The organism is Stenotrophomonas sp. P2112 (genome assembly GCF_041897515.1).
GTDB classification, from domain to species: domain Bacteria; phylum Pseudomonadota; class Gammaproteobacteria; order Xanthomonadales; family Xanthomonadaceae; genus Stenotrophomonas; species Stenotrophomonas sepilia.
Genome location: NZ_CP169216.1, coordinates 1324205 through 1337372, shown reverse-complemented (window position 1 = coordinate 1337372; position 13168 = coordinate 1324205). Strand labels below are relative to the sequence as shown.

At 67.7% G+C, this 13168-nt stretch carries 13 protein-coding genes; 12 read left to right on the top strand and 1 reads right to left on the bottom strand.

Features of this window, described 5'->3' with window-relative positions:
• Positions 1 to 182: 182 nt before the first annotated feature.
• A complete protein-coding gene (locus tag ACEPA4_RS06240; protein ID WP_235649748.1) occupies positions 183 to 1598 on the top strand; it encodes a diguanylate cyclase in 1416 nt (471 codons plus the stop codon).
• 95 nt (positions 1599 to 1693) lie between these two features.
• Here the strand turns inward: ACEPA4_RS06240 and ACEPA4_RS06235 are convergent, their stop codons facing one another.
• Positions 1694 to 2914, bottom strand: a complete 1221-nt coding sequence (locus ACEPA4_RS06235) for an MFS transporter (RefSeq protein WP_374083022.1) — start codon at positions 2912 to 2914, stop codon at positions 1694 to 1696.
• 75 nt (positions 2915 to 2989) lie between these two features.
• Between ACEPA4_RS06235 and ACEPA4_RS06230 the strand changes: the two genes are divergently transcribed.
• The 11 genes from ACEPA4_RS06230 to ACEPA4_RS06180 all read left to right on the top strand — a co-directional run bounded on the left by ACEPA4_RS06230 (position 2990) and on the right by ACEPA4_RS06180 (position 13167).
• Complete coding sequence (locus ACEPA4_RS06230) at positions 2990 to 3439, top strand: helix-turn-helix domain-containing protein (RefSeq protein ID WP_111202235.1); 450 nt, start codon at positions 2990 to 2992, stop codon at positions 3437 to 3439.
• A gap of 73 nt (positions 3440 to 3512) precedes the next feature.
• On the top strand, positions 3513 to 4640 hold the full coding sequence (locus ACEPA4_RS06225; RefSeq protein WP_235649746.1) for a metallophosphoesterase: 1128 nt from the start codon (positions 3513 to 3515) through the stop codon (positions 4638 to 4640).
• Between the two features lie 132 nt (positions 4641 to 4772).
• Complete coding sequence (locus ACEPA4_RS06220) at positions 4773 to 5456, top strand: response regulator (protein WP_008265770.1); 684 nt, start codon at positions 4773 to 4775, stop codon at positions 5454 to 5456.
• Positions 5453 to 6832 carry a sensor histidine kinase gene (locus ACEPA4_RS06215; RefSeq protein WP_262090872.1) on the top strand — a complete coding sequence of 460 codons (1380 nt, stop codon included), beginning with the start codon at positions 5453 to 5455 and terminating at the stop codon, positions 6830 to 6832. The genes ACEPA4_RS06220 and ACEPA4_RS06215 overlap by 4 nt, the downstream gene beginning before the upstream one ends.
• 80 nt (positions 6833 to 6912) lie before the next feature.
• The gene (locus ACEPA4_RS06210; protein WP_005415777.1) at positions 6913 to 7749 is read left to right on the top strand and encodes a carboxylesterase; all 837 of its coding nucleotides are present in this window, start codon (positions 6913 to 6915) and stop codon (positions 7747 to 7749) included.
• A gap of 1 nt (position 7750) precedes the next feature.
• Entirely contained in the window at positions 7751 to 8110 is a 360-nt protein-coding gene (locus ACEPA4_RS06205; RefSeq protein ID WP_065186714.1) for an EamA family transporter, read from the top strand.
• Complete coding sequence (locus tag ACEPA4_RS06200; RefSeq protein WP_032954032.1) at positions 8107 to 8505, top strand: multidrug efflux SMR transporter; 399 nt, start codon at positions 8107 to 8109, stop codon at positions 8503 to 8505. Before ACEPA4_RS06205 ends, ACEPA4_RS06200 begins: the two co-directional genes overlap by 4 nt.
• Before the next feature lie 10 nt (positions 8506 to 8515).
• Entirely contained in the window at positions 8516 to 9718 is a 1203-nt protein-coding gene (locus ACEPA4_RS06195; RefSeq protein WP_134956316.1) for a DegT/DnrJ/EryC1/StrS family aminotransferase, read from the top strand.
• A gap of 174 nt (positions 9719 to 9892) precedes the next feature.
• Positions 9893 to 10609: an MtnX-like HAD-IB family phosphatase gene (locus ACEPA4_RS06190; protein WP_005415773.1), complete on the top strand. Its 717-nt coding sequence runs from the start codon at positions 9893 to 9895 to the stop codon at positions 10607 to 10609.
• 64 nt (positions 10610 to 10673) lie between these two features.
• Positions 10674 to 12074: an aspartate aminotransferase family protein gene (locus ACEPA4_RS06185; RefSeq protein WP_005408663.1), complete on the top strand. Its 1401-nt coding sequence runs from the start codon at positions 10674 to 10676 to the stop codon at positions 12072 to 12074.
• 28 nt (positions 12075 to 12102) lie between these two features.
• A complete protein-coding gene (locus ACEPA4_RS06180) occupies positions 12103 to 13167 on the top strand; it encodes a GNAT family N-acetyltransferase (RefSeq protein ID WP_065179651.1) in 1065 nt (354 codons plus the stop codon).
• The last annotated feature ends 1 nt before the right edge of the window (position 13168 follow it).

Below are 13168 nucleotides of genomic sequence, written 5' to 3'. Positions count from 1 at the left end.
CGCGCATTCTCCCATCAATGCGAGTGATTCTCAAATGCGTTCGCTCATTGCTACCGCAGGCCTGATGTGCCCTGCGTGCCGGACGACCCTGCATCGCGCTTAAACTGGCCGGCTTGCCCACCATCAACCGCACGCCACCGCGGCCGATACCCGTGGTTTGGCGTACGCAGTCAGAGATCGACGTGGAACCACCCCAACTGGACGATGCCAGCCAGCCGCTGGCCGAGGCCTGGCAGCACTGCCTGCAACAGGCCGGCCCTGCCGCCACCGCGCTGCTGCACGCCGCCGCAACCGATGCCCCGCCGGCGCTGGCCCAACGCTTCTACGAAGTGCTGTTGCAGGACGGGCGTGCACGCCGCTTCCTGTCCCACGATCAGGTCAAGCAACGCCTGCAACCGGCCATGCAGCGCTGGCTGGTGCAGCTGCTGACCACCGATGCCGACGGCATTGCCGCCACCGTTGCCTCGCAACGGGTGATCGGCGATGTGCATGCCCGGGTCGGCATTCCGGTCGACCTGGTCACCCGCGGCGCACGCGTACTCAAGCACGAGCTGTTCGTGCGCCTGCGCGACGACGCGCCCGACAGCGCCACCGCGTTCGCCGCCATCGACTGCCTCAGCGCGATCATGGACATCGCCATGGAAGGCATGACCCTGGCCTACACCCATGCACGTGAGCGCTCCACCCGCGCCGATGCTGCCTACCGGTTGTTCTCGCTGGTGCAGAATGTCGGTACTGAACGCGAGCGTCAGCGTGCACTGCTGCTGGACTGGGAGAACGCCCTGCTGTACGCACTCGCCGGCCACGTGCAGGCCAGCGAAAGCGCCAGCCTGGCGACCTCGGAATTCGGCCTGTGGTTCACCCACAAGGGCATCCCCAGCTTCGGCGAGAGCAGCGAAACCCAGCAGGTCGGCCAGCTGATGGCCCGCATCGACGGCAACCTGCAGCGGGCAAGCAATGACACCCCGGCGCAACGACTGGCGGTGCTGCCGGCCATTCGCGAGGACCTGGCCGCCATCCGTACCCTGATGACGCTGTTGTTCGAACGCATCGGTGAACTGGATGCCGGCAGCGATGCCCTGACCAACCTGCTCAACCGCCGCTTCCTGCCTACCGTGCTGCGCAGGGAGATCGAGCTGGCCACGCGCAATCGCACGCCGTTCTCGCTGCTGCTGCTCGACCTGGATCACTTCAAGGCGATCAACGACGGCCACGGCCACGATGCCGGCGACCGCGCGTTGCAGCACGTCGCCGGCCTGCTCGGCCAGCTGACCCGCGGCAGCGACTACCTGTTCCGCTACGGCGGCGAGGAGTTCGTGGTGGTGCTGGTTGCCGCCAGTGAGTCACAGGCCTCGGTGATCGCCGAGAGCCTGCGCCGGCAGATCGCGCAGTCGCCAGTGGCACTGGCCAACGGCCAAGTTCTGTCGCTGACTGCCAGCATCGGCGTGGCCGGCCATGATGGCCACCCGGACTACGAACGGTTGATGGCACGTGCCGACGCGGCGATGTACGAGGCCAAGCGCAGCGGCCGCAACCGCGTGGTGGTGGCCAGCGGGGACCTGCAGGAAGCCCCGGGCCGGCGTGCGTTGCAGCGATGACGACAGGACAGGTAGAGTCGACCGCTGGTCGACTATCGCGCGCAGCGCGGAATTTTTCGCACGCGGGGCGAAGAGCAGTCGACTGACAGTCGACTCTACCGACAGTCGACTTTACCGGTCCGCGCGCCAGCCGATGCATTGAACGCCACCACTCCCCACGCCGCCCACCACAGCAGCGCCAGCAGCGCGATGCCGGCGCCCAGCAGGCACACGGCAGGCCAGCCGTGCCGGGCCTGCACCCAGGGCCCGGCAGCCGCACCGGCACCACTACCCACCGCATAGAAGAGCATGTAAAGCGCCACCAGGCGTCCATGCTGCTCGCCCGGCGCGCGCAGCAGCAGCGCCTGGTTCGAGACATGCAGCGCCTGCCCACCCAGATCGAGCACGATCACGCCCAGCAGCAGCAACGACAGCGACTGCGGCAGGCCCAGCAGCGGCCACCACGCGACCAGCATCAACAGCAGCGCGCCAAGACTGACCCGATCGGCAAAACCGCGGTCCATCCAGTGCCCGACCCGCGACGCCATCAATGCACCTGCCACCCCAGCCAAGCCGAGCGCACCGATGGCCGCAGTGGACCACTGCAGCGGTGGGGCCGACAGCGGCAAGGGGGCCGCCGCCCAGAACACGTTGAGTCCGGCAAACAGCAGCAACGCCAGTGGACCGCGCTCGCGCAGCGTTCGATCCCGGCGCAGCATACCCAGCATCGAGCCGATCAGGTCGCGCCAACGCGGCGGCACCACGGGTATCGGCACAGCCGGCAGGCGCCGCCACAGCAGTGCGGCCAGGGTCGCCATCAGCGCTGCCGACAGCAGATAGACTGCTTGCCAGCCGGCAATGGCCGCCACCGTGCCGGACAGCACGCGCGCCAGCAGCAACCCGATGAACACCCCGCCCTGCACCACCCCCACCACGCGCCCGCGCTGCGCGGCCGGAGCCATCGCTGCCGTGTAGGCGATCAAGCCTTGGGTCAGCGCGGTGCCCAACAGCCCGGCCAGCAGCAGGCCCGACAACAGCCAACCGGCCGTGCGTGCCGCTGCCAGCCACAGCAGGGCTGCCACCAGTGCCGCCATCTGCAGCCGCAGCAGGTGCCGTCGGTCACCGCGATCAGCCAGCGGCAGCAACCCGAGCAATGCCAGCACGCTGCCGGCCTGGGTCGCGGCCAACACCGCGCCGGCAACCGCCCGCTCCAGCGCGAAGGCGTGTGCAAGCTGATCCAGCAGCGGCTGCGCGTAATAGACGTTGGCAACGCTGGCGCCGGCGGCAACCGCAAGCAGCACCAGCAGGGGGCGTGGAATCGGCATGGCATTCGTCATCTGGTTTCATATTGAAACCAGATGCAGGCTAGCTACTTTGGTTTTAAACTGCAACCACATAGGACGGAGACCGCCATGCACGCAGACAGCCCCTGCCCCGTTGCCCGCAGCGCCGACCTGCTCGGTGATCGCTGGGCACTGCTGGTGATCCGCGATGCCTTCGACGGCGTCAGCCGCTTCGGCGACTTCCAGCGCAGCCTGGGCGCCGCCCGCAACATCCTCAGCGATCGCCTGCGCAGGCTGGTCGAGGCCGGCATCCTGCAACTGCAACCGGCCTCCGACGGCTCGGCCTACCAGGAATACGTGCTCACCGCCGCGGGCCAGGCGCTGTTCCCGGTGCTGGTCGCGCTGCGCCAATGGGGTGAGCGCCATCGCTTCGACGCGGGCGAGGCCCATTCGCAGCTGATCGAGTCCAGCACGCGGCGACCGCTGCCGTACATGCAGCCGCGCGGGCGCGACGGTCGGCCCCTGCAGGCCGCCGCCACCCGTGTGCGCAAGCTCAGGGACGACGGGCACAGCGCCTGACCCGCCCATTCGCGCACACCGCGACCCGGTCGCGCCGGTTAGCATCGGATGTTTCCGCCGCCGGACAACGACGATGTCGCGCTATCGCCCTTCCCTGATGACCGCCCTGCTGCTGCCGTTGCTGGCCTGCAGCGCCGGAACCACGCAGGCCCGCGAGGTTGCCGCACCCGCCGACCACGTGCAGGCCGATGGCCCCTATGTGTTCCGCCAGGGCGACCGGGTGCAGGCCAAGTGGATCTGCGCCGACAAGGTCGAATCGCGCACGTTTGCCTCCGGGGCAACAGGGACCGATATCGCACCGCGCTGCGGCTACGAGCACACCGTGCATGTGGCTGCGCCGAATGCAGCCTCGGTCTCGGTGCTGCCGGCCACACCGCGCATCGTCGCGCTGTCCGACATTCACGGCCAGTACGGGTTGCTGGTGCGCCTGCTGCGTGCCCATCACGTGATCGACGCGGAGGATCGCTGGGCGCTGGGCAAGGACACGCTGGTCATCGCCGGCGACGTGTTCGACCGCGGCCCGCAGGTGACCGAGGCGTTCTGGCTGCTCTACGGCCTGCAGCAGCAGGCGGCCGCCGCCGGTGGCGCCGTGCACTTCGTGCTCGGCAACCACGAAACCATGGTGCTGTACGACGACCTGCGCTACGTCAACCCCAAGTACCTGCGCAGCGCCCAGCTGCTGGGCCGCAGCTACCCGCAGCTGTATGGCGCCGACTCGGTGATCGGGCAGTGGCTGCGCACCCGACCGGTACTGCTGAAGATCGGCGATACCCTGTTCCTGCACGGCGGCATCTCGCCCGAGGCGGTGCAGCTGGCGCTGGACCCGGCACGCACCAACGCGGCCTACCAGGCCTCGCTGGGCCTGCCCAAGGCCGAAGTGAAGGCCGACCCGGCCACCGCACCGCTGTATGACGGCAAGACCAGCCCGATCTGGTACCGCGGCTATTTCGATGGCCGCCTTGACACCGCGGGTGTGCAGGCCGTGCTCGACCGCCTGCAGCTCAAGCGCATCGTGGTCGGCCATACGTCGATGCCACACGTCAGCAGCTTCCACGGCGACCGCGTGATCGCCATCGACAGCAGCATCAAGAACGGCGAGAACGGCGAACTGCTGTTCATCGAGGAGGGCAAGCTCAGCCGTGGCCTGCTGGATGGCTCCCGGATGCCGCTGGCGCTGGGTGAGCCGGGGCTGCAGGACTGAATGGAGGGAGAGCGTGACGGCGCCGGGAGGTGCCGGCGCGCTCCACCTTCACCCGGTTTGCGGCTACCCTTCGGCAGCCGAGAGGCCCGCCCCGTCCAGCCGGTGGGCCTGACCGTTACAGGAGCCCCGCGCATGCGCGTTCTGATTGCTGAAGACGACCCGGACATCGCCTCCGGCCTGTGCGCCTCGCTGCGCCGGCAGGGGCACGTGGTCGACCACGTCGACAACGGTGCGCACGCCGATGCAGCACTGGGCTCGACCCAGTATGCACTGCTGGTGCTGGACCTGGGGCTGCCGCAACTGGATGGCCGCGACGTGCTGCAACGACTGCGCCAGCGCGGCGATGGCCTGGCGGTGCTGGTGGTGACCGCGCGTGACGGCCTGGCCGAGCGGGTGCGCGTGCTCGACCTCGGTGCCGACGACTACCTGGTCAAGCCGTTCGCACTGGACGAATTCGAAGCCCGCGTGCGTGCACAGCTGCGGCGGGTCACCAGCAATGGCAATCCGGACCTGCGCATCGGCCGCTTGCGCCTGGACCTGGCCGGGCACCGTGTATGGATCGACGACCAATCACTTGAACTGACCGCACGCGAGTTCGGGCTGCTGTCGGCGCTGGCGGTACGCGCCGAGCGCATCGTGTCACGCGCGCAACTGGTGGAAGCGCTGTGCGACTGGGGCCAGGACCTGACCGACAACGGCCTGGACATCGCCCTGCACCGCCTGCGCCGCAAGCTGCAGCCGGGCGGCATGGGCATCCGCACCGTGCGCGGGCTGGGCTACATGCTGGAAGACGCGCAGGACGACAGCGCCCCGTGATCAGTGGACCGCCCAGCCTGCGCCGGCGCCTGCTCGCCTTCCTGGCGTTGCCGATGCTGGGCCTGCTCACCTTCAATACGATCCTGGCCTATTACGTTGCGCTGGACTATTCCAACCGCATCCACGACCGCAACCTGATCGACGACACTCACTCGTTCGCGCAGATGATGAGCACCATGCCGGTGACCAGCGACCTGTCTCCGCAGGCGCGCTTCCTGATCGAGTACGAACCCGACGGCCATCGCTATTTCAACGTCGACAGCAGCCGCCAGGGGACGCTCAGCGGCAATGCAGATTTCAGTGCCTACGCGCCTTCGCAGGAATGCACCGGCGTGGACCCCACCCTGTACGATGGCATTCTCAACGGCCAGCCGGTGCGCATGGCCACCGTCTGCACGCGTGCGATGAACGATCCGCAGGACCAGCTGGCGGTGACCGTGGCCGAAAGCATGGCCGAACGACGCCAGCGCGCGAGAGAGATCCTGATGATCATCATCCCGCTGATGACCATGCTGGCGCTGGGCACTGCCGCGCTGGTCTGGTTCGGGGTGACCCATGGCCTGCGCATCCTGACCCCGCTGAGGACCCGCCTGGCACAGCGCCGCGGCGAACTGGCGCCGATCTCCGACGCCGACGTGCCGGAGGAAATCCAGCCACTGATCAGCACCATCGACGATCTGTTTGCCCGCCAGGCGGAAATGATCACCCTGCAGAACCGTTTCATCGCCGACGCCGCGCACCAGCTGCGCTCGCCGTTGGCCGGCATGGCCCTGCACGTGGACCAGGCACTGGCGCATGGCGACCCGGACACGGTGCGCGAGGCACTGCAGCACATCCGCCGGCTCAACCAGCGCACCGCGCGGGTCAGCACCCAGCTGCTGGCGCTGAGCCGGGCCCAGACCGTGCCGGAGACGGTGGAGGCACTGGACCTGTGCGAACGGGTGCCGCAGTGGGTCGGTACACGCGTGCCTGAAGCGATCCGCGACGGCATCGATCTGGGTTACCGCGGCAGCCCCCAGCCGCTGCGCGTGCTCGGCAACGGTGCCCAGCTGCAGGAAGCACTGGACAACCTGATCGACAATGCGCTGCGCTATGCCGGCCGCGATGCGACCGTCACCGTCGGCGTGCACGCGCTGGATGACAATGACGTCGAACTGTACGTGGAGGACAACGGGCCCGGCGTACCCGAGGACGTGATGCCGCGGCTGGGTGAGCGCTTCTTCCGCGCCCCCGGCACCACCGCCAGCGGCACCGGCCTGGGCCTGGCCATCGCCCACGAGGCGGTGGAGCACTTCGGCGGGCGCCTGACCTTCCTCAACCGCCCCGGCGGCGGACTCAAGGTCGCCATCACACTGCCGCTGCTGAAGGCCCCCTGACCCGGACCGGGGCGCTGAAAGGCTGGCGAAAATCGCGGTTGCGATCCTGACCCTCCCCACTGCCGTCCCGGAGCCGCCAGGTGACCGACTCGCACGACTTCTTCCTCCCCGGTGGCCCGCAGGGCGTGCTGCTGGTTCACGGCCTGACCGGTACCCCGGCGGAAATGCGCATGCTGGGCAAAGGGCTGAACAACGCCGGCTTCACCGTACACGGCGTGCAGCTGCCCGGCCATTGTGGCACCGTGGATGACCTGCTGGCGACCACCTGGGAACAGTGGTACCAGGGCGTGGAAGATGCGGCGGCAAGCCTGCGCGGCAAGGTCGACCAGCTGTTCGTCGGTGGCCTGTCGATGGGCGCGGTGCTGTCGCTGGCACTTGCTGCTCGACGACCGGACTGGGTGTCCGGCGTCGGCGTGTATGGCGCCACGTTCCGCTACGACGGCTGGAACATACCCGCTGTCGCCCGCCTCTCGTTCCTGCTGCCGTGGTTCAAGCGCTTCAATATCGGCCGCGACCGCATGTTCATGGAAGAACCGCCGTACGGCCTGCGCGACGAGCGCCTGCGTGCGCAGGTCAGCGCCGCCATGCTGTCCGGCGACAGCGCGGCGGCAGGCCTTCCGGGCAATCCCTGGCACGCGCTGGCCGAGATGCGTGCGCTGAGCAACTGGACCCGCCGCCACCTGCACCAGGTCACCGCCCCGTGCCTGGTGATGCACGCGCGCGAAGACGACGTGGCCAGCATGGGCAATGCCGAACTGGTGATGTCGCGGGTCAGTGGCCCGAAGGAACTGGTGGTGCTGGAGGACAGCTACCACATGATCACGATCGACCGCGAACGCCGCGAGGTGATCCGCCGCAGCGCGCGCTTCTTCACCGGGATCGGTGAACGCAGCGGCGTCCTCAAGGCGGTGGCCTGAGATGGGGGCACTTGCCACGCTGCTGTGGCTGACCAATGTCGTGCTCGATACCGGTGGCCAGCTCGCCTTCAAGGCCGCCGCCAGCGACCCGCAGGAGGGCGAGGGACTGCAGCGCTGGAAGCACATGCTCAGCCGCCCCTGGCTGTGGATCGGCATCGCCTGTTACGTGCTTGAGTTCGTCGCCTGGATCGCCTTCCTGTCACTGGTTCCGCTGTCCAAGGGCGTGCTGCTGGGCTCGATCAACATCGTGGCGCTGATGATCGCCGGCCGCATCCTGTTCCGCGAGAAGCTCACGCCATTGCGGGTGACCGGGATGCTGCTGGTCACAGCAGGCGTGGCGGTGGTGGGGGCCGGCTCATGAGGCGCCTGTATGTGATCGGCTTCCCCCTGCTGATGGCCTTCGACACCCTGGCCCAGCTGTGCTTCAAGTACGCCGGCGATGCTGCGCTGCCGGTCGAGGCCAACACCACCTGGCTGCTGCGCGTGCTGTCGCAACCATGGGTGTACGGCGCCATCCTCGGCTACGTGGGTGCGTTCTTCACCTGGATGAGCCTGCTGCGGCATGCGCCGATCGGCCCGGCATTCGCGGCCTCGCACCTGGAAGTGATCAGTGTGCTGCTGCTGTCGGCCTGGCTGCTGAAAGAGCCGCTCACCCTGCACCACCTGGTCGGTGCGGTACTGATCGTGGCCGGCATCGTCTGCCTCGGCCGCGCGGAAGCGGACGACCCGCACAGCCCCGCCGAAAGCACCTCGTGAGCGGGCTGCGATGAGCCTGTTCGCGCGCGAACTGCCACCGACCGCCGGCCTGCCGATGCAGGCCAGCGACTTCCTTCCCGGTGGTGGTGACCTGCGCGGGATCCTGGCCAACCAGCTGGGCACGCCGCCGCTGCAGCTGACCTGTTCCGGCACGCACGCGCTGCTGATCGCCCTGCGCACCTTGCGCAAGCGCGCACCCAGGCGCGACACAGTGATCATGCCGGCCTACACCTGCCCGCTGGTGCCGATCGCGGTGCACAGCCTCGGCCTGCGCGTGCAGCTGTGCGATACCCGGCGCGGCCACTTCGACTTCGATCCCGGCCAACTCGAACGGTTGGCCGATGCGCGTACGTTGGCCATCCTGCCAACCCACCTCGGCGGTCGCATCGCCGATGTCGAACGGGCCTGCGACATCGCCCGCAGCGCCGGCGCCTGGGTCATCGAAGATGCCGCACAGGCGCTGGGCGCACGGGTGGGCAACAGCAGTGTCGGCCTGCGTGGCGACATCGGATTCTTCAGCCTGGCCGCCGGCAAGGGGCTGAGCCTGCACGAAGGCGGCCTGCTGGTCAGCCGCGATGACGAACTGCGCGCCGAACTGGCCGAGCATGCCGCCGAACAGGTGCGCTTCAACCTGCGCTGGGAGCTGCTTCGCAGTGTGCAGCTGCTTGGCCTTGCCGCCTGCTATCGCCCCTCGCTGCTGTCGCTGGTGTACGGCAATCCGCTGCGCAGCGCACTGCAGCGTGGCGATCTGGAAGACGCGGTCGGTGACATTTTCCCGCTGGACATACCGCAGCACCGGGTCAGTCGATGGCGACAGAACATCGGTGCCCATGCCGCGCGGCGATTGCCGGCGTTCCTGCAGGCCGGGCGCCTGCGCGCACTGCAGTTGCGCGTGCAGCTGGCACAACTGCCAGCGGTGGAGGTGGTCGATGGCTTGGCCGGCACCGGCGGCACCTGGCCGATGCTGATGCTGCTGCTGCCCAGCCAGCGCGCGCGCGATGCCGCGCTGGACGACCTGTGGCCGCGCGGCCTCGGTGCCAGCCGCATGTTCATCCATGCCCTGCCCGACTACGCCTACCTGCGTGGCATCGTGCCGCAGGAGGACGTGCCCAATGCACGTGACTTCGCCGCACGCATGCTCACCCTTGGCAACAGCGCCTGGCAGACCCGTGAGGAAACGGGCGAAATACTGCAGGTCCTAGCCCGCGCCTGACCCGCACGTGCATGCGTGGCCTGCGCTCCGCGCATTCATCCATGTACTTTCCTGAACGCTTTCCCAGCCCGTCAAAAGCGCCTTTCAACAGGAAAGGAACGAGAAAGGCGGCCTGCCTACATTGAGCCTGCCCCGGCAATGTGCCGGACGCCTTTCTCATCGACGGACCTGCCCATGCATTGGAGCATCCTGTGTGACTTCGACGGCACCATCAGCCTCGAAGATGTCATCGACTCGCTGCTGGAAAAGTACGGCCAACCGGGCTGGCAGGAACTGGAAGACCAGTGGAAGGCGGGAAAGATCGGCTCGCGTGAATGCATGCAGGGCCAGGTGCGGCTGCTGGAACTGGATCCGGCCACGCTTGATGCCCATCTGGACCAGGTGCAGATCGATCCAGGTTTCGTCGCCTTCGTCGCTCGCACCGAGCAGCTGGGCCTGCCACTGCGCATCGTCAGCGACGGCCTGGACTATGCGATCCATCGCATCCTCGCCAACCACGGCCTGGCGCAGCTGCCGGTGGTGGCCAACCACCTGCGCTGGTGCGATGACCACTGGGAACTGGAATCGCCCTACCAGGCCGAAGGCTGCCGCAGTGGCACCTGCAAATGCGCCTGCGCCGCGCAGGCGCGCGCCAACGAAGCACCGCGCGTGCTGATGATCGGCGACGGCAGCTCGGACTTCTGCGTGTCCGAAGACGCCGACTTCGTGTTCGCCAAGCGCCGCCTGATTACCCATTGCACGAATGCCGGCATCGAGCATGCCGCCATCGACACCTTCCACGATGCAATCGCACTGCTGCCGCGCTTGCTCGATGGCAGCCTGCTGCAGCCACGTCGCCTCGACGCCAGCCCGCAGCCCGCCGCACTGCCCCTGCTGCTTGCCACCGCCTGAGCACTCCCTTCCAGGCGCGCTCCCCTGTTACCCCTTTCGAACGTCCTTCACGGAACCGAACTGCATGAATATTTTTGACAAGAACGCCGACGCCGCTGCCTCCGATGCGCAGCTGCTGGCCGACGAAGCCCGCTACAGCTCCTTCGGCGACACCGTCCACTACGTCGATCCGCCGAAGATCTTCCAGCGCGGCGAAGGCAGTTACATGTTCGACGGCGCGGGCGTGCCCTACCTCGACCTGCAGATGTGGTACTCGGCGTGCAACTTCGGCTACAGCAACAAGCGCCTGAACGATGCACTGAAGGACCAGATCGACACCCTGCCGCAGGTCGCCAGCCAGTACCTGCACCCGACCCGCGTGCAGCTGGCCAAGACCATTGCCGTGGACATGCACGAGAAGTTCGGCCTCGACGGCCGCGTGCACTTCAACGTCGGCGGTGCGCAGGCCATTGAAGACTCGCTGAAGATCGTGCGCAACGCGCGCGGCGGCAAGAGCCTGATGTTCGCCTTCGAGGGCGGCTACCACGGCCGCACCCTGGGTGCGTCGTCGATCACCTCCAGCTACCGCTACCGCCGCCGCTACGGCCACTTCGGCGAGCGCGCGATGTTCATCCCGTTCCCGTACCCTTTCCGTCGCCCGAAGGGCATGACCCCGGACGAGTACTCCGACCACTGCGTGTGGCAGTTCGAGCGCCTGTTCGAAAGCGAGTACAACGGCGTGTGGGATCCCAAGGTCGGCCAGGCCGAGTACGCCGCGTTCTACGTCGAGCCGATCCAGGGCACCGGTGGCTACGTCATCCCGCCGCGCAACTTCTTCACCGGCCTCAAGCGCGTGCTGGACAAGTACGGCATCCTGATGGTCGTCGATGAAATCCAGATGGGCTTCTGGCGCACCGGCAAGCTGTGGTCGATCGAGCACTTCGGCGTGACCCCGGACGTGCTGGTGTTCGGCAAGGCGCTGACCAACGGCCTGAACCCGCTGTCGGGCCTGTGGGCGCGCGAAGAGCTGATCAACCCGACCGTGTTCCCGCCGGGCTCCACTCACTCCACCTTCAATTCCAACCCACTGGGCACCCGCCTGGGCCTGGAAGTGCTGAAGCTGGGCAAGGAAATGGATTACGAGCGCACCGTGCCGGAAAAGGGCGCGTACTTCCTCGACGGCCTGCGCGGCCTGCAGAAGCGCCACCCGGAAATCGGCGACGTCGACGGCCTGGGCCTGGCGCTGCGTGCGGAAATCTGCCAGGCCGACGGCTACACCCCGAACAAGGAGCTGCTGGACCGCATGGTCGACATCGGCCTGGCCGGTGACCTGCTGCACGACGGCAAGCGCATGGGCCTCGTGCTCGACGTGGGTGGCTGGTACAAGAACGTGATCACCTTCGCGCCGTCGCTGGACATCAGCTACGAAGAAATCGACCTGGCGATCACCCTGCTCGACCAGGCGCTGACCAAGGCCAAGGGCTGAGGTCGATGCGCTGCCGGTTCCCGTGCCGATGGAGATGACGTCACGCCCATCCAGCACCGCGCTGGAACCGACCGCGCTGCTGGAGGGCTTCCTGGCCCACCCGCCGCTCGGATTCGAGGCAGGCCGCCTTCCCAGCGGCCTGCCGACCTTCCGTGCGCCGCTGGACCTGACCACCACGATGGATGACGAACTGCGCAGCAGGCTGCTCGGCCTGCCGCTGTCGCGCCTGTGGCGGCCGTGGATCACCTGGAAGACGCGCTTCGTCGGTGCCACCAGCACCGAGTACACCCCGCTGCCGGCACACGTTGCCCCGGAGGCGCTGGCCGAGGACGTGACGCGTCACGCGATCGGCGATACCCGGCTGCTGGTGGTGAAGGACCTGGCAGTCGAATCACCGCTGCTGGACGACGCGGCCAACGCACACAGCGGCGCCTTCCTGCAGGCGCTGCTGGCACGCGGCTTCGTCGAACTGGAAGGCATGCCGCTGGCCTGGGTGGCGATCGATTTCGATTCGCTCGACGACTATCTCGGCCGCCTGTCATCCTCGCGCCGCAAGAACATCCGTCGCAAGTTGCGTTCGCGCGATGACCTGCAGATCGACTGCATCGCCACCGGCAACCCGGCCCTGGCCGACCCGCAACTGCAGGCCGAACTGTACGCGCTGTACCTGGACGTATACGCGCAGAGCGCGGTGCATTTCGACCAGCTCGACCTGCCCTATTTCCAGTACCTGCTGGCCGACAGCCAGGGCCAGGGACGGATGTTCCTGTACCGCCACCAGGGCCGGTTGATCGGCTGGAACCTGTGCTACGTGCATGCCGGCAAGCTGGTGGACAAGTACATCGGCCTGGCCTATCCGCAGTCGCGCGAGCACAACCTGTACGCGGTCAGCTGGATGCACAACCTCGAGTACGCGCTGCGGCACGGCCTGAGCCACTACGTGGCCGGCTGGACCGACTCGCGCATCAAGGCCGAACTGGGTGCGCGCTTCACCTCCACCCGGCACGCGATCCACGCACGCTCCCCGCTGCTGCGCGCTGCGCTGCGCAGGCTGGCACCCTATCTGCAGGGCGAACCTGATGGAGGCGGTTGAA